This window comes from Heyndrickxia acidiproducens DSM 23148, assembly GCF_000374345.1.
GTDB classification, from domain to species: Bacteria; Bacillota; Bacilli; order Bacillales; family Bacillaceae_C; genus Weizmannia; species Weizmannia acidiproducens.
Map to the genome: position 1 here is coordinate 74373 of NZ_KB893979.1, position 22096 is coordinate 96468.

At 46.2% G+C, this 22096-nt stretch carries 19 protein-coding genes, 1 other RNA gene, 1 pseudogene and 1 other annotated feature; of the genes and pseudogenes, 16 read left to right on the forward strand and 5 right to left on the reverse strand.

Features of this window, described 5'->3' with window-relative positions; all coding sequences use genetic code 11:
• The first annotated feature begins 17 nt into the window (after nt 1-17).
• The 5 genes from C232_RS0102815 to C232_RS0102835 all read left to right on the forward strand — a co-directional run bounded on the left by C232_RS0102815 (nt 18) and on the right by C232_RS0102835 (nt 5806).
• Complete coding sequence (locus C232_RS0102815) at nt 18-2207, forward strand: RelA/SpoT family protein (protein ID WP_018661053.1); 2190 nt, start codon at nt 18-20, stop codon at nt 2205-2207.
• Nucleotides 2208-2221: 14 nt separating this feature from the next.
• Nucleotides 2222-2662 carry a D-aminoacyl-tRNA deacylase gene (gene dtd, locus C232_RS0102820; RefSeq protein WP_018661055.1) on the forward strand — a complete coding sequence of 147 codons (441 nt, stop codon included), beginning with the start codon at nt 2222-2224 and terminating at the stop codon, nt 2660-2662.
• Nucleotides 2663-2834: 172 nt separating this feature from the next.
• Nucleotides 2835-3275, forward strand: coding sequence for a MarR family winged helix-turn-helix transcriptional regulator (locus tag C232_RS0102825; protein WP_018661057.1), 441 nt, complete (start codon nt 2835-2837; stop codon nt 3273-3275).
• 8 nt (nt 3276-3283) lie between these two features.
• Nucleotides 3284-3937, forward strand: a complete 654-nt coding sequence (locus C232_RS0102830) for a beta-barrel domain-containing protein (protein WP_026314452.1) — start codon at nt 3284-3286, stop codon at nt 3935-3937.
• A 9-nt stretch (nt 3938-3946) separates the two neighbouring features.
• Nucleotides 3947-5806 carry a DHA2 family efflux MFS transporter permease subunit gene (locus C232_RS0102835; protein WP_018661060.1) on the forward strand — a complete coding sequence of 620 codons (1860 nt, stop codon included), beginning with the start codon at nt 3947-3949 and terminating at the stop codon, nt 5804-5806.
• Nucleotides 5807-5852: 46 nt separating this feature from the next.
• On the opposite strand, the gene C232_RS0102840 is transcribed toward C232_RS0102835, so the two are convergent.
• A complete protein-coding gene (locus tag C232_RS0102840; protein WP_018661062.1) occupies nt 5853-7133 on the reverse strand; it encodes an N-acetylmuramoyl-L-alanine amidase family protein in 1281 nt (426 codons plus the stop codon).
• Between the two features lie 167 nt (nt 7134-7300).
• Here C232_RS0102840 and C232_RS19955 point away from each other — a divergent pair, with 167 nt between their 5' ends.
• From C232_RS19955 to C232_RS0102880, 7 genes are all read left to right on the forward strand, one after another.
• Nucleotides 7301-7477, forward strand: coding sequence for a hypothetical protein (locus C232_RS19955; RefSeq protein WP_018661065.1), 177 nt, complete (start codon nt 7301-7303; stop codon nt 7475-7477).
• A 90-nt stretch (nt 7478-7567) separates the two neighbouring features.
• Nucleotides 7568-7802 (forward strand) — a binding site (T-box leader).
• A 67-nt stretch (nt 7803-7869) separates the two neighbouring features.
• Nucleotides 7870-9153: a histidine--tRNA ligase gene (hisS, locus tag C232_RS0102850; RefSeq protein ID WP_018661067.1), complete on the forward strand. Its 1284-nt coding sequence runs from the start codon at nt 7870-7872 to the stop codon at nt 9151-9153.
• A complete protein-coding gene (gene aspS / locus C232_RS0102855) occupies nt 9153-10922 on the forward strand; it encodes an aspartate--tRNA ligase (protein WP_018661069.1) in 1770 nt (589 codons plus the stop codon). Before hisS ends, aspS begins: the two co-directional genes overlap by 1 nt.
• Before the next feature lie 75 nt (nt 10923-10997).
• Nucleotides 10998-11185: non-coding RNA, 6S RNA (gene ssrS / locus C232_RS19195), on the forward strand.
• Between the two features lie 171 nt (nt 11186-11356).
• Complete coding sequence (locus C232_RS0102865; protein WP_018661073.1) at nt 11357-12358, forward strand: bile acid:sodium symporter family protein; 1002 nt, start codon at nt 11357-11359, stop codon at nt 12356-12358.
• Nucleotides 12359-12424: 66 nt separating this feature from the next.
• Nucleotides 12425-13192 carry a tRNA threonylcarbamoyladenosine dehydratase gene (locus C232_RS0102870; RefSeq protein ID WP_018661075.1) on the forward strand — a complete coding sequence of 256 codons (768 nt, stop codon included), beginning with the start codon at nt 12425-12427 and terminating at the stop codon, nt 13190-13192.
• Between the two features lie 288 nt (nt 13193-13480).
• Nucleotides 13481-13975: a hypothetical protein gene (locus tag C232_RS0102880; RefSeq protein ID WP_018661078.1), complete on the forward strand. Its 495-nt coding sequence runs from the start codon at nt 13481-13483 to the stop codon at nt 13973-13975.
• Between the two features lie 14 nt (nt 13976-13989).
• Here C232_RS0102880 and C232_RS20510 read toward each other — a convergent pair.
• Nucleotides 13990-14061 (reverse strand): annotated as a pseudogene (locus tag C232_RS20510) (hypothetical protein); the annotation flags it as partial.
• A 213-nt stretch (nt 14062-14274) separates the two neighbouring features.
• On the opposite strand from C232_RS20510, the gene C232_RS0102890 reads away from it, so the two are divergent.
• The 3 genes from C232_RS0102890 to C232_RS0102900 all read left to right on the forward strand — a co-directional run bounded on the left by C232_RS0102890 (nt 14275) and on the right by C232_RS0102900 (nt 17156).
• On the forward strand, nt 14275-15360 hold the full coding sequence (locus C232_RS0102890; RefSeq protein ID WP_018661082.1) for a CotH kinase family protein: 1086 nt from the start codon (nt 14275-14277) through the stop codon (nt 15358-15360).
• 140 nt (nt 15361-15500) lie between these two features.
• Entirely contained in the window at nt 15501-16430 is a 930-nt protein-coding gene (locus tag C232_RS18360) for a hypothetical protein (protein ID WP_018661085.1), read from the forward strand.
• A 51-nt stretch (nt 16431-16481) separates the two neighbouring features.
• Nucleotides 16482-17156 (forward strand): hypothetical protein, encoded by a 675-nt coding sequence (locus tag C232_RS0102900; protein ID WP_018661086.1) that lies wholly within the window; start codon nt 16482-16484, stop codon nt 17154-17156.
• 49 nt (nt 17157-17205) lie between these two features.
• Here the strand turns inward: C232_RS0102900 and C232_RS0102905 are convergent, their stop codons facing one another.
• Nucleotides 17206-18564, reverse strand: coding sequence for an arsenic transporter (locus C232_RS0102905; protein ID WP_018661090.1), 1359 nt, complete (start codon nt 18562-18564; stop codon nt 17206-17208).
• A gap of 252 nt (nt 18565-18816) precedes the next feature.
• Nucleotides 18817-20094, reverse strand: coding sequence for a replication-associated recombination protein A (locus tag C232_RS0102910; RefSeq protein ID WP_018661092.1), 1278 nt, complete (start codon nt 20092-20094; stop codon nt 18817-18819).
• A 344-nt stretch (nt 20095-20438) separates the two neighbouring features.
• Here C232_RS0102910 and C232_RS0102915 point away from each other — a divergent pair, with 344 nt between their 5' ends.
• Complete coding sequence (locus C232_RS0102915) at nt 20439-21182, forward strand: SDR family NAD(P)-dependent oxidoreductase (RefSeq protein ID WP_018661094.1); 744 nt, start codon at nt 20439-20441, stop codon at nt 21180-21182.
• An 87-nt stretch (nt 21183-21269) separates the two neighbouring features.
• Here C232_RS0102915 and C232_RS0102920 read toward each other — a convergent pair whose 3' ends face one another.
• Nucleotides 21270-21782: a MerR family transcriptional regulator gene (locus C232_RS0102920; RefSeq protein ID WP_018661096.1), complete on the reverse strand. Its 513-nt coding sequence runs from the start codon at nt 21780-21782 to the stop codon at nt 21270-21272.
• Nucleotides 21783-22096 lie beyond the last annotated feature (314 nt).

A 22096-nucleotide genomic window follows, 5' to 3' on the forward strand; every position in this document is an offset into this window, starting at 1 on the left:
ATAAAGGTGATTTTTTTATGGCGAATGATCGAATTTTGACCGCCGAGGATGTAATCGAACGAACCACTAAATATCTGAATGCTGAGCATGTGGAAGTCGTACGGCATGCATACGAGTTCGCCAGGCGCGCGCATATTGACCAAAAGCGCAAGTCCGGTGAGCCGTATATTATCCATCCGATCCAGGTGGCCGGGATACTGGCAGATTTGGAGATGGACCCTTCCACCGTTGCTGCCGGTTTTTTGCACGATGTTGTAGAAGACACAGAAGTCACGCTTGAACAGCTGAAAGAGGAATTTAATGAAGAAGTGGCGATGCTTGTTGATGGCGTGACAAAACTGGGAAAAATCAAATATAAATCGCATGAGGAGCAGCAGGCGGAAAACCACCGCAAAATGTTTGTGGCGATGGCACAGGATATCCGCGTCATTTTAATCAAACTTGCTGACCGCCTCCATAATATGCGCACGCTGAAACATCTGCCGGTTGAGAAGCAGCGGAGGATTGCAAACGAAACCCTTGAAATTTTCGCCCCGCTTGCCCACCGCCTCGGAATTTCTAAAATCAAATGGGAATTGGAAGATACTGCACTTCGATATTTAAATCCCCAGCAATATTACCGTATCGTAAACCTGATGAAGAGAAAACGCGCTGAACGCGAACAATATTTAGATAATGTGATCGAAGAAGTAAAAGAACGGCTCCAGGACATTTCGATCAAAGCCGAAATTTCAGGGAGGCCGAAGCACATCTATTCGATTTACCGGAAAATGGCGCAGCAGCATAAACAGTTCAATGAAATTTATGATTTGCTGGCTGTCAGAATTATCGTAAACAGCATTAAGGACTGTTATGCGGTTCTCGGTGTAATCCATACCTGCTGGAAGCCAATGCCCGGCCGCTTCAAGGATTATATTGCAATGCCAAAAACGAATATGTACCAATCCCTCCATACGACAGTTATCGGACCGAAAGGCGATCCTCTGGAAGTGCAGATCCGCACCTTTGATATGCACCGCATCGCTGAGTACGGGGTTGCCGCGCACTGGGCCTATAAAGAGGGAAAAACCGTGAACGAAAAAACCTCGTTTGAGAAGAAATTGTCCTGGTTCCGGGAAATTCTCGAGTTTCAAAACGATGCGGCGAATGCCGAAGAATTTATGGAATCATTGAAACTCGACTTGTTCTCCGATATGGTGTTTGTATTCACGCCAAAAGGGGATGTCATCGAATTGCCATCCGGTTCCGTACCGATTGACTTTGCTTACCGGATCCACTCCGAGATTGGCAACAAAACCATCGGGGCAAAAGTCAACGGCAAAATGGTCACACTGGACTATCATTTAAAAACGGGGGATATCGTTGAAATTTTAACCTCCAAACATTCTTACGGGCCTAGCCTTGACTGGGTGAATCTGGCACAAACATCCCAGGCAAAAAATAAAATCCGCCAGTTTTTTAAACGCCAGCGCAAAGAAGAAAATATTAACAAAGGCAAAGAACTGGTCGAAAAAGAAATCAAAGCCATGGAATTTGATTTAAAAGAAATCCTGACAGCGGAGAATGTCAAACGGGTGGCGGACAAGTTCAATTTTGCCAATGAAGAGGATATGTATGCCGCCGTCGGGTACAACGGCATCACAGCCATTCAAATTGCGAACCGGCTCACGGAAAAATGGCGCAAACAGCGGGATTCCGAAGAGGCCATCAAAGAGGTCATCACCGAACAGAAGGAGCCTGTGCGGCATCGGAAAAGGGATGCAGGCGTTACGGTAAAAGGCATTGACAACCTGTTGATCCGGCTTTCAAAATGCTGCAGCCCTGTACCGGGCGATGAAATTGTCGGTTTTATTACAAAAGGGCGCGGCGTCTCTGTCCACCGTGCTGACTGTCCGAATGTTCAGAATGAAGAAGCGCAAAAACGCCTCATTCCTGTTGTGTGGGAAACAGATACAGCAGACCGCAAAGAGTATAACGTTGATATTGAAGTCACGGGTTATGACCGCCGTGGGCTTCTTAACGAAGTGCTGCAGGCCGTCAATGAAACGAAAACCAATATCTCGGCGGTCAGCGGGCGAACAGACCGCAATAAAATGGCGACGATTATCATGTCCATTTCCATCCAGAATATCAGCCATCTTCACCGCGTAGTCGAAAGAATCAAGCATATCCAGGATATTTATTCAGTAAGAAGGATTATGAGTTAAAGGGGTTAAAAGCAATGAGAATTGTTTTGCAGCGCAGCAAAGAAGCAAGTGTTACGGTGAACGGGGAAATAACCGGCAGGATTGACAGCGGTTTTGTCCTTCTCGTCGGTGTTACCCATGAAGACACTGAAAAAGATGCAGCCTGGCTGGCAGAAAAAATTGTCCATCTGCGTGTGTTTGAAGACGAAGAGGAAAAAATGAACTTCTCACTTTTGGATAAGGGCGGACAAATCCTCTCGATTTCCCAGTTCACATTGTACGGGGATTGCCGAAAAGGCAGGCGTCCGAATTTTATGGAAGCGGCAGGACATGAGCATGCTGAAAAAATTTATGAACAATTCAATCGCTTTTTAAGAGAAAAAGGTGTCCATGTGGAAACCGGTGTTTTTGGCGCCATGATGGATGTCCAATTGGTCAATGACGGGCCGGTTACCTTGATTCTGGAAAGTAAATAAGCAACTCTCAAACCCCGGTATACCGGGGTTTTTTAGTGTAAGCGCATCACGTATTTTTTGGAGAAAAATAAGTTGACATAAAACTTCGGATATGTAATGATAGACTCCGTTAATAATTCGTATGCAAATTATTTTCTAACAAAATTTTAACCGGGAGAAGAAGGGGGGAAATATGGAACGCTTTACAAATGAGTTGGTGCGATCGCTTTTTCGGTTAAATAAAGAAATACTCAGGATTGCAAGCAGAGATGCGGAGAGGCACGGTCTGACCGTCGCACAAGTACTTACCCTTTACACGCTTGCAAGTAATCCGAACATGCGATTAAGCGAACTGGCGGATACACTTACCTTGACAAATAGCACGGTTAGCGGCATCGTAGACCGGCTTGTCAATCAGGGACTGGTGAGCAGGGTTGCATCATCAGAAGACCGGCGCGCCATCGGATTGCGTCTGACGGAAAAAGGGAACGGGAAGCTTGAAGAATTGAAGGCTTCTGAGTCTGCCCTCAAACAAAAAATAGACATCGTGGAAGAAAAATACGGTGAAGACATGAAACTTGCTTTAAAGTTTCACCGGAAACTATTAGAGATATTAACATCTGAGGAGGAATGATGATTTTTATGAGTGCACGAAAAATGCTTTTATTAAATATTATTGTTTTGATCATTTTAGTAGGCGGCGGTTTTACAGGCTACTACTTCTATAACCGTTCGATCAGCTATATTACAACCGATAACGCCATGATTGACGGCCAGCAAGTTACAATTGCCGCACCCGCCACAGGAAAATTGGTTTCATGGAACGGGCGTGAAGGCAAAACTTTTCATCAAGACGAAAAAATGGGTACCCTTCTGGTGACAAGCGATAAAGGTGCCCCGGTTAAAATGGATATTAAAGCACCGGCTGATGGCACGATTGTAAAATCTTCCGCTGTGCAAAACACGTATGTTTCCGCGGGGTCATCTCTGGCGCAAAGTTATGATATGGATGCTCTCTTTGTTACTGCTAATGTAGAAGAAACAGATATTCATGATGTAAAAACCGGCCAGGAAGCAGATGTGTACGTCGATGCCTATCCAAACACAAAAGTGTCAGGAACGGTATCATCAATCGAAAAAGCTGCTGCCAGCACGTTCTCACTGATGCCCGCAGACAGAAGTTCAGGCAACTACACAAAGGAAACACAGGTCATTCCAGTGAAAATAGAACTTGACAGCTATGGCGGATTGGAATTGGTCCCAGGTATGAATGTGACTGTGCGTATTCATAAGTAGGTGAATCAGATGACAAAATTTATCGCAGGTTATGTTCTTTTGTCGATTATAATACTTGTAATCGTTAATTTAGTCTTCAGGAATAGAGGCAAAAAGAAAGCAGGCATGGCGGCGGGACACACGGCCGTACGCCGCCGCCAGCCAGGGAAAAAGCCGGCCCGGCCGGCAGAAATGGCTGCAAAAACAGTTACGAAGAATGACGGATTGGAGCCGTTTGAAACAGCTAAAGAGGCCGGATCAGGCCAACAGTTAAAAAATGAAGTGGATGATATGCATGCAAGTTCAGAGGCTTCCGCTTCACAGCCTTCCAAGCATACGGACGCAAGCCGCACAGATAAAGAAGAATCTAACGGCAGGGGTAAAATCATATTTGCGATGATGCTTGGCGCATTTGTGGCCATTTTGAACCAAACATTATTAAATGTGGCGATTCCACATATTATGAATGATTTGAATATCACAGCCAATACGGTTCAATGGCTTTCAACCGGCTACATGCTTGTAAACGGGATTTTAGTTCCGGTTACCGCATTTATGATTAATAAGTGGGGCACGCGGAAAATGATGCTCACAGCCATTTCCTTATTTACAGCCGGATCTGTATTATGCGCACTCTCGACGAATTTCTCAATACTGATGCTTGGACGCATTGTACAGGCAGCCGGCGCCGGGATCATTATGCCGCTTATGATGACCGTATTTCTGACAATTTTCCCGCCTGAAAAACGCGGTACGGCAATGGGCATGATGGGGGTCGCCATGATCTTTGCCCCGGCAATCGGCCCGACGCTTTCAGGCTGGCTGATCGGCCACTACAATTGGCACATTCTTTTCTGGATTGTTATCCCATTTGGCATTATTGACATTCTTTTCACGTTGTTCTGGATGAAAGATGTCATGAAAACAACAAACCCGAAAATCGATATTCCAGGCATTATTTTCTCGACACTCGGTTTTGGCTTTCTGCTTTACGGATTCAGTGAAGCGGGAAATGACAGCTGGGGAAGCGTAAAGGTTGTCCTTTCCCTGATTATCGGGGCTGTCTCACTTATTTTATTCGTATGGCGTGAGCTGACGACAGATAAACCGATGCTGGATCTGCGCGTATTTAAATATGATATCTTCGCATTGACGACAGTCGTCAGCATGGTCGTCAATATGGCGATGTTTGCCGGGATGATCCTGCTGCCGATTTATTTGCAGAATATCCGCGGATTTACGGCGCTTGATTCCGGTTTGCTGATGCTGCCCGGGGCAATCGTCATGGGGATCATGTCCCCGATATCCGGATGGCTGTTTGATAAAATGGGAGCCAGGCCGCTTGCCGTTTTCGGGCTGATCATTACCGTCTGGACGACTTATGAGTTTACGAAGCTCTCCATGACGACTTCCTACGGCCATTTACTGCTGTTGTATGTGCTTCGCAGTTTCGGCATGTCTTTCATCATGATGACCATTATGACAGAAGGCATGAACCAGCTTCCGGTCCATCTGACAAGCCACGGAACGGCTGCGGCCAATACCGCGCGGACAGTTGCCGGAAGCATCGGGACGGCATTTCTTGTGACGGTCATGTCGACACGGACAGACTTCCATACAGCCAACTATGTAAATGCTTTTTCAAACATTCATCCGGAAGTGGCCGGTAAAATTACGGCAATCGGCCAGGGGCTTGCACATGCTGCCGGTCTGCCGGCGCAATACGGGCAGGTGCTCGGAACCTATATTGTTTACGGGAAAACAGTGGTCAACGCGACCATCAGCGGCATAAATGATGCCTTTTTCGTAGCAACCGGAATTGCGGCATTTGCTTTGATTCTTTCCTTCTTTATCAAGCGTGCCATGCCGGAGCCGACCATCAAGAAATAACCGGATACCGAAAAAAGCCGGGGGCAAATGCCCTCCGGCTTTTTTCTTACTGGAAATACTCCTGCAGCCCGTTATAAATACCGGCTACAGCTTTTCTTTGAAATGCCTTTGAAAGCATCATCTGCTCTTCCTGCGGATTGCTTAAGTAACCAAGTTCGAGCAAGATGGCAGGCTGCTTGTTTTCGCGGATGACATGATAGTCGCCGAATTTCACGCCCCGATCATGGGTACGGATGCTGTTGCTTAATTGTTTGTCGATGATATTGGCTAATGAAAGGCCGCGCCTATGGAAATAATAGGTCGTATGTCCGCTGATATAAACCTCCTGGGAACTGTCAAAGTGGATACTGACAAATGCATCAGCCCGGTTCGTGTTTGAGATTTCCACCCTTTGTGGTAATGATACATATGAATCATCACGGCGTGTCAAAATGACCCGGGCACCCGCCTTTTTCAGCTTTCCGTACAAAGCGTCCACTGTTTTAAGGGTGATTACTTTTTCAAGTGTACCGCTGTAACCGGTTGTGCCATGGTCCTCACCGCCGTGGCCCGGATCAAGTACAATGGTTTTTCCTTTTATTCCGGGTTTTTTCTGGTTTGCGCGCCCTGCAGCTGTGCTTTTTTGGACAAGCCATGAAGCCACATAGGCATGGGTGCCGCCGTTGATTTGGATTTCGTACCAATCCCCTGATTGTTTAAGGACAGGATATGTTTCACCCGCATCACCGGTGGCAAGAACGGAAGCACTCAGGGAAGGGCTGCTGCGCAGATTGGTTTGATCCTGCAGCAGCATTACTTGATCCCCTTTTGCTTCTTTTTGGGCTTGCTGTTCCTGTTCAACATAGTAACCGGCAACCCATCCAAGGGTGCCATCAGCAAGCCTGACCTGGTACCAGCCGCGCTTCGTATCGACAATTTGCAGGCGGGTACCATAGCTGGTTGAAGCAATCGTCGCACTGGAAAGCGAGGGGGACTCTCTTACATTTAGTTGTGACACAGCGACAATGGCAGCACTGATACTTTCGGAATTCGTGTCTGCAGCGTTTCCGGAGCGGTTTTTTTCAACAAGCCACCCGGCAATCCATCCGCTTTTGCCGGCGGACAGCTGGATTTGGTACCAGCCATTTTTTTCATCCAAAACATTAAACGTATCATTCAGCCCGGCCTGCCCGGCAATCCCGTAATCAAGCCCGGGCCCGCTGCGGATGTGGGCCATCTCCTGGTTCACGGTTATGGTTGTGCTTGCTTTGGCTTCGGTTTTTACGGCCGCAGCAGAAGCAAGAAACACAAGCAGGCAAAACAGAATCACGCATATTTTTTTCTTCACCCATCCACCTCCTGTAACCGCTTTGCCCGGGAAAATTTTTAAGCATAGATAGTTATTCTTGATAAAAAGAAAAACTCCTTTTTCAGGGGAAGAAAAAATAAAAATAGGAAAAAATAACGAATAGAGCCATCCCGATAACCAGACTTCGCAAAAAGGAGTGACCGGCAATGAGAGCAACAGACAAAAACGAGACCGTAAATAAAGGGATCCATCAAATCTATGGTGTGAATTTCCGCGACTATTCAAGCAGCGAATCAAACGCCGTCAGTGCTGAACTGGCAACGGAATTCGGCTTATCATCCGGAGAAGCCAAACTCTTGAAGAAAAAATTAGGCAGAAATTAATGCAGGATTGGTAAAACAACCATGAATTTTGTCCAGTCCCTTGACAATGGGAGAACTGCCACGTATCATAAACAAATAGATGTAAAAATTAAAAAACCGATGACAAAGCAAAGTAATTAAGATTCAGGTGTAAAGAGAGGAAATGCCCGGGCTGAAAGCATTTCTACATTCTGGCTTAATGAACGAACACTTTGTAGGTTTCAACCTGAAAGAGGAACGGCTTCAGCTTGAGTAGGGTCTGAACGTTTACAGGCGTTAACTGTAAAAGTGGAAGCAGATAGCTTCAATTAGGGTGGCACCACGGGAATCAACTCTCGTCCCTTGTTTTCGAACAAGGGATGGGAGTTTTTTATTTTACATACAGAAGTTTTTTCCAAAAGGAGGATGACGATATGGCCATTCAAATTCCGCGCGGCACCCAGGACATTTTGCCTGGTGAAGTGGAAAAATGGAACTATATTGAAAATAAGGCAAAAGAAATCTGCCAAAATTACCAGTACCATGAGATCCGGACGCCGATCTTTGAACATACAGAGCTGTTCCAAAAAGGTGTCGGCGATACAACCGATATTGTCCAAAAAGAGATGTACACCTTCACTGACCGCGGCGGCCGCAGCCTGACACTGAGGCCGGAGGGAACCGCATCGGTTGCACGCTCTTATATTGAGCACAAAATGTTCGGCAATGCCAACCAGCCGGTGAAACTTTATTACAACGGTCCGATGTTCCGCTATGAGCGTCCGCAGGCAGGGCGTTTCCGCCAATTTGTCCAATTCGGGGTCGAGGCGCTCGGCAGCGAGGACCCGGCAATTGATGCCGAGGTCATTTCTTTGGCGATGGAAATTTATAAGCAATTCGGGTTGAAAAATTTAAAACTCGTGATCAACAGTTTGGGCGACAAGGAGAGCCGGATTGCGCACCGCGAGGCACTGATCAACCATTTTAAACCGCATATCGGCGAATTCTGCTCCGATTGCCAAAACCGCCTGGAGAAAAACCCGCTGCGGATTCTTGATTGCAAAAAAGACCATGACCACCCGCTTATGAAATCCGCGCCATCCATTATAGATTACTTAAATGCGGGCTCAAAAGCTTATTTCGACCAGGTATTGTCATTCTTGCAGGCGCTCGACATCGAATATGAAGTCGATCCGGCATTAGTGCGCGGGCTCGATTATTATTACCATACCGCATTTGAAATCATGAGCAATGCTGAAGGGTTCGGCGCGATTACAACGCTGTGCGGCGGCGGGCGGTACAACGGTCTGATCCAGGAAATGGGCGGGCCGGAAACGCCGGGGATCGGGTTTGCCTTCAGCGTTGAGCGTTTGATCGCTGCTTTGAATGCGGAAGGCGTAGAACTTCCGGCAGCGCATGATGTCGACTGCTATGTGGTTTCCATCGGGGACGAAACCAAGATGGCTGCTTTCAACATGCTGCATGCATTAAGGGAAGCGGGATTTTCGGCGGATAAAGATTTTCTTGGCCGGAAAGTCAAAGCACAGTTTAAGGCAGCTGACCGCGTCCATGCGAAATTCGTTGCGATCATTGGGGAAGATGAAATCAGGCAAAACAAAGCGAACGTCAGGAACATGGCGACAGGCGAGCAGAAAGCACTGCCGCTTGACGGATTTGTTGAGGCATTCAAAAAATTAGCAGTTTTGGGGGAATCATGATGGAAGGCCGTTCATATTATTGCGGAGATGTAACTGAGAAACATGTCGGGGAAAAAGTCACGTTAAAAGGCTGGGTGCAAAGGAGGCGTGACTTGGGCGGCTTGATTTTTGTCGATCTGCGTGACCGCGCAGGGATCGTCCAGGTCGTCTTTAATCCGGCTAACTCTGAAGAAGCGATGGCACTTGCGGAGAAAGTAAGAAACGAATACGTTCTTGAAGTAAAAGGCACCGTCGTGGAACGCGCAGCCAGCACCGTGAATGAAAATCTGAAAACCGGAAAAATTGAAATTCAGGCTGAACAGCTCACCATCATCAATGGAGCGAAAAACCCGCCGTTTGTAATTGAAAACGAAACGGATGTCGCCGAAGATGTGCGTCTCAAATACCGCTACTTGGATTTGCGGCGCCCGGTGATGTTAGAAACGTTTAAGATGCGGCATGCGATTACGAGATCGATCCGCGGATTTTTGGATGAAGAAGGCTTTATCGATGTGGAAACACCGGTATTAACGAAAAGTACACCGGAAGGCGCCCGTGACTATCTTGTACCGAGCCGTGTACATGGCGGGGAATTTTACGCGCTGCCGCAATCGCCGCAATTATTTAAGCAGCTGCTGATGGTTTCCGGCTTTGACCGCTATTACCAAATTGCGCGGTGTTTCCGCGATGAAGACCTGCGCGCGGACCGGCAGCCGGAATTTACACAGATTGATATTGAAACGAGCTTTTTGAACCAGGAAGAGATTTTGGCCATGACCGAAAGAATGATCAAGCGCCTGATGAAAGAAGTAAAGAACATTGATATCGATACGCCGCTGCCACGTTTGACATATGCAGAAGCGATGAGCCGTTATGGTTCCGATAAACCGGACACCCGTTTTGCCATGGAACTGGTTGATGTATCGGACATTGCTAGGGATTCCGGTTTCAAAGTGTTTGCTTCTGCAGTCGCAAACGGCGGCCAGGTGAAGGCACTGAACGCAAAAGAAGCGGCAGGCAAGTATTCGCGCAAAGACATCGATGCCCTCGGAGAATTTGCATCCCGCTACGGCGCTAAGGGCTTGGCATGGCTAAAAGCCGAAGCAGAAGGGCTTAAAGGCCCGATTGCGAAATTCTTCTCTGCCGGCGAGCAGGCACAGCTGGCTGAAAAGCTGGATGCCAAACCAGATGATCTGCTGCTCTTTGTTGCCGATAAAAAGTCTGTCGTTGCGGACGCACTCGGCGCCTTAAGAAATAAACTTGGGAAAGAACTGGATTTGATTGATGAAAGCAAATTCAATTTTCTGTGGGTAACCGACTGGCCGCTTCTTGAATATGACGAAGCAGAAGGACGTTATACGGCAGCCCACCATCCATTCACGATGCCTTTCCGCGAAGATATTGACAAGCTTGAAACAAATCCGGCTGACGTCAAAGCGCAGGCCTACGATATTGTATTAAACGGCTATGAACTGGGCGGCGGATCACTGCGGATTTATGAGCGGGATGTCCAGGAAAAGATGTTCAAGGCGCTCGGTTTTTCAAAAGAGCAAGCACAGGCACAATTCGGTTTCCTGCTTGATGCCTTTGATTACGGGACACCGCCGCATGGGGGCATCGCACTCGGCCTTGACCGCATCGTCATGCTGCTTTCAGGGCGTTCCAATCTGCGTGATACGATCGCCTTTCCGAAAACGGCCAGTGCAAGCTGCCTGCTGACAAAAGCACCGGGGCCGGTCAGCCAGGCACAACTGGATGAGCTGCAATTAAAATTAAATTTAAAAAAATGAGAAAAATTCTGCTGCCTGTGAAACTTTTTCAATTGAAAATCACATGAAAAAGTGATAAGATAAATACAAGTTGAATGAGTCCTGATGTGTTCGTACATGTACCTTATCGTTTTGACCGAACACTTCATTACCGGGAGCCCGGAGTTCCCGGGGCGGCGTACATGCCCTTATTGGAGGGACGTATAAAGCCCGGGGCAGGGCACCCACCTGCTTTAAGCGGGATCAAAACAGAGGATAACAACAACGGCACGATCGGGACTCATTCCACTCTTCTTTCATAAAAATTTCCCTCTTTCAAAAAAGAGGGTTTTGTTTTTTTCGCTTTTGCATTTGCTGTTGATGATGTTTTCAGCTGCAAGAAAGAGAAGAAAAGGAATTATTATTTTTTTCATGCCTGAAGTGAGCCTGAAATTGATTAAAAAGAAGGAATCACCGTGGACCATTCGATTTTTGAACGTGCTAACCAGTTTTTGGGCAGAATGATGCCGGTTTTTATCCCTGGAAGTCTGATAATTGGAATTTTTTTAGGGCGCCATGTCACGCCTTTTTTGTTTTTGGTGCCATGGTTGTTTGCTTTTATGACTTTTACTGGCAGCATCGGGTCAACGTTCCGGCAACTGGGGCTGGTTGTCCGCCATCCTTTCCCCGTTTTGCTGGCATTTATCGTGCTGCATATTTTAATGCCGGTTTACGCATTTTGTGTCGGGCATCTGTTTTACCATAATGCCCCTTTAACAGTTACCGGATTTTTGCTGTCTGCCGCGATACCGACCGGGGTGACAAGCTTTGTCTGGGTCATGATGCAAAAAGGAAATATCCCGCTCGTATTGACGGTGATTTTAATTGACACGCTGCTTTCGCCCGTTGTGGTCCCGCTCACCTTAATGATATTCGCCGGAAAAAGTGTTGATATAAACGTATGGTCTTTGATGTCTGATTTATTTACGATGATCGTGATCCCTTCACTGCTCGGAATTCTTTTCAGCCAGCGGACATCTGTTAAAACCCAGAAAAATGCGGCTACCATCCTATCGCCGTTTTCGAAAATCGGAATGTTTGTGGTTGTCTTGATCAACGGCGGGGTCGTGACGCCTTATCTTCAGCATCTGGATATTCAAATTCTGTTTATTCTTTTAACCGTGTTGTTTATCTCTGCATCCGGCTACTTATTAAGCTGGCTTTCCGGCGCGCTCTTCCATTTAAAACAAGATATGGTTATCACCCTTACGTATAGCGGGGGGATGCGCAATATCAGCGCCGGTTCAGTGATCGCCGTATCATTTTTTCCTGCCCAGGTTGTGCTGCCGGTTGTAGCCGGCATGCTGTTTCAGCAAGTGCTGGCTTCCTTCTACGGTCAAATGCTGGCGAAATTCTACAGCAGGCCGAAACAACAGGGGCATGCAGGAAAAGAAACGGGGCGCGAACCTCTTCATTAAGTATTGCTTTCCGGTCCGATTTTGTATAATCTAATGAAGAAGTCAGATCGTTTGGAGATGATACATATGCTTCACCAGTTTTCCAGGAATGAACTGGCAATTGGGCAGGAAGGCTTGCAAAAACTGAAAAACAGTTCGGTAGCAGTTCTCGGAATTGGGGGAGTAGGGTCTTTTGCAGTTGAAGCACTTGCCCGCTCCGGCATTGGGAAACTCATTCTTGTCGATAAAGATGACATCGATATTACCAATGTCAACCGCCAGATTCCCGCACTGCTCTCGACTGTCGGCCGGTCAAAAGCAGACCTGATGAAAAAAAGAATTGCGGATATTAATCCGGAATGTGAATGCATTTCGTTAAAAATGTTCTATACAGAAGAAACCTATGAAGCATTTTTTCAATACAATCCGGATTATGTGGTGGATGCTTCCGATACGATTATTTATAAAGTGCATTTAATGAAAGAATGCCTGAAACGGAAGATTAACATCATTTCAAGCATGGGCGCTGCGAATAAAATGGATCCGACCCGGCTAAGGATTGCTGACATATCCGAAACGCATACGGACCCGATTGCCCGTGTCGTTCGTTTGAAATTGCGCAAAGAAGGTATCCGTAAAGGAATTCCGGTTGTCTTTTCCGATGAAAGCCCGATTATTATCCGCGAAGAAGTCCGGAAAGTCGTCGGAAATGACCAGGCTGAAACCAGGAAAGCGCAGATGCCGCCGTCATCGAACGCTTTTGTACCTTCCACCGCAGGCTTATTTATGGCGAGCTATGTTGTGCGCGATATATTAAAGGATATCCCGATCAAACGGGTGAAGGATGAAAAATAATAACGCTTTATCAAGTCTCCGGTTCCGGAGGCTTTTTCAAATTTGTCAGCGATTCGTTTGGGTAAGTGAGAGTTCCGGCTTTTTTACATGGAAAAGGGAAGCAGCAGCGGCTTCCCTTTTTTAACGCGCACGTTTCCCTATTAATCCCGATTATGGTAACGGACAGACCACAAGCTTCCGTCACGCCACTGTTCTTCAACAACTTGGTAACCGCCGCGGCTATTGTTCCGCTCTTCAAAATCAGAGAAACGGTCCATACTGCGATTTCTTGAAGTAAAGCGGCATTGTTTGCGTGAAGTATTGCGATTTCTGGAAGTGGAACAGCTCCGCTTGCGTGAAGTGTTACGGTTTCTTGAAGTACGGCGGCATTGTTTGCGTGAAGTATTGCGGTTTCTTGAAGTAAAGCGGCTCCGCCTGCGTGAAGTATTACGGTTTCTTGAAGTACGGCGGCATTGTTTGCGTGAAGTATTGCGGTTTCTTGAAGTAAAGCGGTTCTGTTTGCGTGAAGTATTGCGGTTTCTGGAAGTAGAGCGGTTCTGCTTGCGTGAAGTATTGCGGTTTCTTGAAGTAAAGCGGTTCTGCTTGCGCGAAGTATTGCGATTTCTGGAAGTAGAGCGGTTCTGCTTGCGTGAAGTGTTGCGATTTCTGGAAGTAGAGCGGTTCTGCTTGCGTGAAGAGCTGCGGTTACCGGAAGAAAAGCGGCAGCAGCAATTGCACTGGCAGCAACAATTACAGCAATCTTTACGTCTGCGTTTATGGCCCGGATCCTGGTACAAATATTGATCGAGCCCGCTCATGTTTGCCTGGTCCACCCCCGCTTGGATATCTTCTCGTGAATAATGACTCATAGATTTCTCCTCCTTATCCATTTTTAGAACCAAACCTATTGAACAATCTGGCTCTTTTTACTTTACTATCTTATGTATTTACGATTTCGCCGCATAAGACAAACATGTATATTTTCAAAAAATAGGTAAGGGCAAATAGCGGATTGAAAGGCAGCCGTGCAGGTTTATACCAAATGGACCGTGTCATCCAAAGCATCCCCCACATACGAATAAGTAAAAAACGGGGGGAGACAAATGAAACCCATGAATATACCTATTTACCAGCTTTATATTCACCCGCAGCAATTTCGGGAATTAAAAAAGGATATTTGGAATGATGAACCGCTTCCGGCCTCGCTTATCATTCAAAAAAAACGATATGACATTGACATCGCCTATCGCGGCTCCCATATTCGCAAGTTTCCAAAGAAGTCTTATTTTATTTCTTTTTATGCGCCGAAAATGTTCCGGGGAGCAAAAGCCATCCATTTAAACGGCGAATATAAAGATCCATCGCTGATCCGCAACAAACTGTCACTGGACTTTTTTTCGGATATCGGTGTCCTGTCACCAAGGTCCAGGCATGTTTTCTTAAAAGTAAACGGCAAAAATGAAGGGATCTATTTGGAACTTGAATCGGTTGATGAACAATTCCTGCAAAAAAGGGAACTGCCAAACGGCCCCATCTACTATGCGGTAAACGGGGATGCTAATTTTTCATTCATGAGCGATCTTGATCATGATGTGAAGTCTTCCCTGCTGTCAGGCTATGAAAGAAAAACGGGAACGGAAGAAGACAGCCATAGATTGGAAACATTTATCTACCGTCTCAACACGATGCTTGAATTAGAGTTTGAACAGGAAATCGGGCACCTATTAAATGTGGACCGCTACTTGCGCTGGCTTGCAGGCATCATCTTCACACAAAATTATGACGGTTTTGTCCATAATTATGCACTCTATGAAAATCATGATACAGGCCTTTTTGAAATCATTCCCTGGGATTACGACGCAACATGGGGACGGGATGTCAATGGCAAGCGGATGAGTGAAGATTATGTTGATTTGTACGGCTACAATACATTGACAGCGCGTCTTTTGGGCATTGGTACATTTCGAAGGCAGTACCAGGCTATTTTAAAGGAAATTCTTGCCAACCAATTTTCCATTGACATGATTAAGCCGAAAGTAGAAACGATGTACAGCACGCTTTCAAACTGCATCAGCCTTGACCCGTATAAAAACCGTGAGAAATGGCTTGGGGAGCCTGCCTTGATCTATCAATATATTGAGGCAAGAAGCGCCTATATCCGCAGCCAACTCGAAAAGTTGAATATTTAGGCTGATAGGTATCCGTTGATTTTAAAAAGAATAGGGAGAACGCCAATGCCAAAACATGTCGTGATACGTATGTATATGATGTATCTACCTTCTAAAGATAAATATTCTGGCGGGTAAACTATCTATCAAGGGGGAACATCATGGGTAAAGATTTTATTCCATCATCGTTGTTAGGACGGAATGTCACAATTTACCGTGGGGGTCCGGAATCTAAAAATGGCATATTGCTTGATATTCAGGACGATTACGTGGCGCTCCAGTCGGAAAAGGATGTCATTTATTACCAATCCCGGCACATCCAGAGCATTAGTGAAAATTCAAAGCATAATGCAAGGCTGCAATCGAAGCTGGAAAGCGAAATGGACTGCCGGCATGCACAGGATTTCCTGGCGCTTTTGGAATCAATGGCCAATCACGCCATCCAAATTAACCAGGGCGGGCCGGAATCAAGGCTTGGCCTGCTGCTTGCAGTCGGTGAAGACTATCTCGTGCTTTGGACAAAAGAAGACGGCGCTGTGTATTACAATTTGCAGCACATTAAAAGTGTGGTCGAACGAAAAATTCCGAAGCATTTAGAAAACCAAAAGCCTGACTTTATTCTTGCACCCCGTTTCGATTCTTTATTTAAAATTTTTAACCACCAATGGGTATCCATCAATAGGGGCGGCCCGGAAGCACTGGAAGGCATTTTAACGGAAAATTCAAGCGGTTTGTACACGCTTGTCCATCATGAAGAATTATTCAGGATCCATCCTTTCCATGTCAAGAGCATCAGCATTGGGGCAAAAGGCGCGGACAAACAAGACAAAAATAAGGACGGCAAACAGCAATCCGGCAAAAACGAAAAAGATGGCAGAAAATCCGGAGACAATTCCGGAAACGAGTCCAGTTCTTCCTCCTCATCCTATTATGAAGATACGGAATCCTTCGACTATGGTGAAGGTGAATCTTTCTCTACCGGAGATTCCAGAATGACGCCATATGAAAGAAGGACATCCGGATCTTCTTACCGGCCACCGGTTCGGGAAACCGTCACCCAGTCAAGAAATTATGTGTGGAAAAGAAAATAACGGTTGCAGCCGGAAATTGCTGCATGCTGCACATAAAAAAGGAGGTGGCGTATGGGAATAGAAAAACTGCTGGATCGGGAAGTTGACATTGAGTTATCGGGCAGTCTGATGATATCCGGCATGCTTATAGATGTTGGGACAGATCTGTTGGTCTTATACGACGGAAATAACTATCATTATGTTCCTTTTATTCATATCCACAGTTTAAAAGAAAAGCAGGATAAGGAAATATCGGAAGAGTCAGCAGCATCGGAACAAGAACTGGGAAATAACGATCCCGTTTCCTACCGGAAGATCCTGACGAATGCAAAAGGCAGGTTTGTCCGGCTCACATTGTCTGACAAACAAATTTTATATGGTTATATTGCGAGCGTATTAAACGATTATCTTGTTTTTTATTCCCCGGTCTTTAAAACCATTCTTGTTGCAATGCAGCATGTAAAATGGCTGACGCCTTACCCTGCCAAACAAACTCCGTATGGGCTTGCGGATGAAGATCTGCCTGTTAAACCCATCAATCAGCCGTTTGCGCGCTCTTTTGAAGAACAATTGAAAAAGTATGAAGGCACATTGCTTGTGTTTGACCTTGATCCTTCCACAGAAAAAACCGGCGTATTGCAGAAAAAGGATCAAAATATGCTTGAACTTTCGGATGCATATGGCGAAACGGTTTTTTTAAAACTGTCCCACATAAAATGCGTCTATGTCGCAAACCATCAGCCATGATTCGGAAAATATCCCCGTGCATTCAACAGAATCGCCGGGGATATTTTTTTTAATAAAGTAAGTGGAGCCAGCCGTAAAGAAAGAGCAGGGTGGCCAAAACGGCGGGCGGAATGACCACAAATGTCACGCGGATATACTCGCGCCAGTGGAACTTAATATGGTGCTGCTTGAGAATATGCATCCATATCATGGTCGCAAGCGTTCCGATCGGCAGGATCAGCGAGCCGATGTCACTGCCGATAATACTGGACAAATAAGCGGTTTGAAGATGAAATGGCTGTAAATCCATATGGGTAATGGTAAGGGTGCTGATCATTAAAGCAGGGTGGTTATTGGATAAATTTGAAAGGAGTGTGACAAGCGCCCCCATTGTAATGGTGCTGTGCATTGCATTTCCGGTCAGCAGCGGTTCAAGCGCCGCGACAAGCAGGCGGGTCAGCCCGATATGATGCAGGCCGTAAATCATCATGTACATACTGAATGCAAAGAGAAAGATGTGCCAGGGCGCTTTTTTTAATACATCGAGCGGCCCGATTTTTAAAACGGCAAATCGCAAGGCCAGAATGGCGGCAGATCCGGTTGCTGCAATGGTCCAAATTGGAATCCCGGCAAGAGAAGCCGCGAAAAGCCCGAGCCGGAGGATAAATACAAATATCAGTACCCCAATCATGATACGCTGTTGCTTTTTTTCGGGCGGGTGAGGTTCCGCTGGTTTATCGTGGAGCGGGTGGACGCGTTTATGCGGGCGGGGAGGCTTTTTTGCATCATGAGTTGGCAGGGTTTTGGGAAGTGCCCTGTAGAGAACTATATACAGTAGAAGCGCCAGAAAAAGCAGGCCTGCCATACACGGAATGAGCATCATTCTGGTCTGGGTGTATAAACCAAGGCCGATCATGTTTAACGCAATCAGGTTGACGACATTGCTGACGCCGATCGGGGCGCTTGAAGTGGTTGCAATTAATGCGCCGCTGATCAAATAAGGAATTTGTTCATGTTTCTTTAAGCCGATTTGTTTAAAAAGCAGAATAAAGATCGGTGTTGTAATTAAGATGCTGCCATCGTTGTTAAAAAACAGCGTCATGCAGAAACTGAGCAGGTTTATCAACCAGAACAGCCTGATGCCGGAGCCTTTTGTATAGGATTGCAGCTTCATGACAATCCAATAAAAGAAGCCAAAACTTTCGAGCGCAATTGCCATCACCATCGTGGCTATAATTGTAACCGTCGCCCCCGACACATTTTCTGCAATGGAAGCAAGATCAGACAACTGCACACTTCCGATCATCAACATGAGAATGCCGCCAGCCATAGCAGGAATCGCTTCGTTTAACCCATTCGGACGCCACAGGATAAAAATCATGGCGGCCATAAAAGTGAATACTGTTGCAAGAGTAGTGAAAAGATCCATCCTTTCACCCCGTTTCTCTCGTGAACTCTATTACCCGCACCACTCTTATCAATATCCGGTATATATTATGTATACGTTACAGGCGGGAACTTGTACTGCACGAACAACTATGCTTTGTGAAAATCCACGGCTGTCATCGGAGAAGAAATGACCAGAATTAATCGCTTCCGCCTATTCAGTCGCACAGAAAGATCATTCGGGCAAAAAAAAGAGCCCGCCCGCCATTTTGCAATCAAGCTGCAAAATGACAAGTCAGACCCCTTTGTTTCTCTCAATTTTTTCATAGACAGCGGCCAATGCCTGTTCAAACTTGCCCGTCTGTTTTGGTTCGTAATAATGGGCATCTTTTAATGCATCAGGCAAATACTGCTGTTTCACCCAGCCGCTTTGAAAGTGATGCGGGTACTTGTAATCGATCCCTCTGCCTAATTGTTTGGCGCCTTTATAGTGGGCATCTTTTAAATGGGCGGGGATTTCACCGCTTTTTCCGGCGCGGATATCGGCAAGTGCCGCGTCAACCGCCATGATGGCCGAATTGGATTTCGGCGACAGACATAATTCAATCACAGCTGCCGAGAGCGGAATGCGGGCTTCCGGAAAGCCGATTTTTTCTGCGGTCTGCACAGCGGCAAGTGTCCGTGCACCGGCCTGCGGGCTTGCCAGGCCGATATCTTCATAGGCGATCACCAGCAGCCTTCTGGCAATGCTCGGCAGATCCCCGGCTTCGATCAGCCGGCCCAAATAATGGAGGGCGGCATTGGCATCACTGCCGCGGATTGATTTTTGAAAGGCGCTCAACACATCGTAATGGGCATCGCCGTCTTTATCATGGGCGAGGCTTTTTTTCTGCAGGCACTCTTCGGCAACCTCCATGGTAATATGGATTACCCCGTCATCAGCGGGCGGGCTCGAAATGACGGCGAGTTCAAGTGCATTCAAGGCGCTGCGGACATCTCCGTTGCTCGCCTGTGCAAAGTGTGCGAACGCTTCTTCATCCATTTTTACATGATAGTTGCCCAACCCGCGGTCTGCATCATCAAGGGCGCGCTGTAAGGCCAGCTTCATTTCATCCAGCGTCAGCGGAAACAGCTCGAAAATCTGGCAGCGGCTGCGGATCGCGGGATTGATGGCAAGATACGGATTGCTGGTCGTCGCCCCGATCAAAACGATCATGCCGGACTCCAAATACGGCAGCAGAAAATCCTGCTTGGCCTTATCCAGGCGGTGTACTTCATCGAGAAGCAGGATCACCTTGCCGCTCATTTTTGCCTCTGCCGCAACAATTTCCATATCCTTTTTATTATTGGTGACAGCATTCAATGTCCGGAAGGCGTACTGGGTACTGCCCGCAATTGCGCTTGCGATTGATGTTTTCCCAATGCCGGGCGGGCCGTAAAGGATCATTGAAGACAGCTGCTTTGCTTTGACCATCCGGTAAATAATCCGATTTTCCCCGACCAAATGTTTCTGCCCGATGACCTCTTCAATTGTCCTCGGGCGCATACGGAAAGCCAGTGGTTGATCTTTCATTGCATTCTCTCCAAACTTAGATCTGTGTACCTTTATCTTATCAATTTTCCAGTTTCATGGAAAGCAAGGTCTCTTTTTTCACTGCCGCTGGTTTGAACGGCCCTGTATACATTGCATTTTTATTCGAATTAAATTATTTGCTTTGTTGTTTTTTGCTATAATGATGGTAAGGCGCAAATATGCGCGGATGATACATATTGAATGGGTACGGGCAGGATTCTGTCCGGATCTTTCCTGAAAAGACATGCCATCGTGATCTGGCTGTGAAGCATCTCTCTTTTCAGCAGTAAGCGGTTATATTATGATAACAGAATGAGAGAATTTTGGATTGGAGGAGGAATACGATGCTATTAGAAAATAAAGTAGCTGTGATTACCGGTGCTGCTTCAGGAATTGGCGAAGCAGCTGCCAGGCTTTTTTCAAAAGAAGGGGCGAAAGTTGTGATCGGCGATGTCGCAAAATCCGAGATAACGGTTGCCGATAAAATTAATCAAGCAGGCGGGGAAGCGCTGTTTGTCCATTGTGATGTAGCGGACAAATACAGCGTGCGCCACCTGATGGAAAGGGCGACGGATACTTACGGAAAAATTGACATACTGGTTACCTGTGCCGGCATTCCGGAAAAGCACGGGCCTGTCCATGAACTGGATCTCGCGTACTGGCAGAAAGTATTGGATATTAACTTAACCGGTGTTGTCCTTTCCAATAAATATGCAATTCAATATATGCTCAAAAACGGCTCAGGCGCTATTGTGAATATGGGCTCGTTTATGGCCCATGTCGGTGTGACCAACAGTGCAGCCTACTCCGCTGCAAAAGCCGCGGTTGTCAATTTGACACGTGCAGAGGCAGTGACTTATGCAAAGCAGGGCATCCGCGTTAACAGCGTCTCGCCAGGCAGTGCAGATACACCGGCTTTGGCCTATTTCACTGATGATCAAATCCGTGAAGCCATCGAGAAAAATCCAATGGGCCGGCTCGGAAAACCGGAGGAAATTGCCAATGCCGTTTTGTTCCTTGTCAGCGACCAGGCCTCCTATATTACCGGCACCGATCTGCACGTTGACGGCGGCTACACGGCACAATAAAGCTTTTTAGCCCTGACACCATCTGTTTTTTGACGGATGGTGTTTTTGGATTGGGAAAAACCTCTGTCGTAAGAATTGTTTTAGCCGCTAAATACCAAACAGCATAGTAAATATGCCTTTCTTTTTTGTCCTGCTTTCTTGTCTCATTTTTACAGCGTATGCCGTTTCAAATTGGTTGTTCATTATCTGAATCTGCTTTTCCAAAAAAGCGATTTTTTGATTAAGCCGGTTGATCTCTGTTTCCAGATCATCCAATTCTTTTCGATGTGTCATTAATTGATAGGAAACAACATCATCCGCTTTCTTCTCTATCTTTCTTTCTAACATTTTCATTTTATCCAATAACTCATCTTGTGCCGTTTCCTTTTTCACCAGTACAATTTTTCCTCTCCTGCCGTCTTTTTGCTTTATCCTTATGTCGGAAAGCAGCACCCCGTTTTGGATTTTCTTCTGTATTTGTTTGAGCACCGCAATATCTTCTTCACAAAAATGGAAGTGGCCCAATTCGTTCAGCTGAATTTCAAGGCCAAGTTGTTTAATCCAGCGCTTGATTGTGCTTTGCGACACACCCAGTTCTTTTGCCACATGGGATGTATTCAAAAGAGATTCCTCCTTTTTCATTGTAATGGTTATTCTATGAATTCAACATGGGATATTGAAATCCTTTCTGAATGACAAAACTAGAACTTCTGCGATAAAGATCGTGCAAATTCAACGGATGAATTCAACAAAATTTGCATGCCAATCTATTCTTTTTGAAGAAGGGAGCGTTTTAAAGAAACTGTGGAGTCCCGCATCACAAAAAAACTCTGCTTTTTTGAGATAAAAATAAGCGAACTATGCATGTGTTTAAAAATAAGGTATGGCGCTAACCGTACTTTCACAGATTTCATAAGCGCCTTTTTTCTGCACGG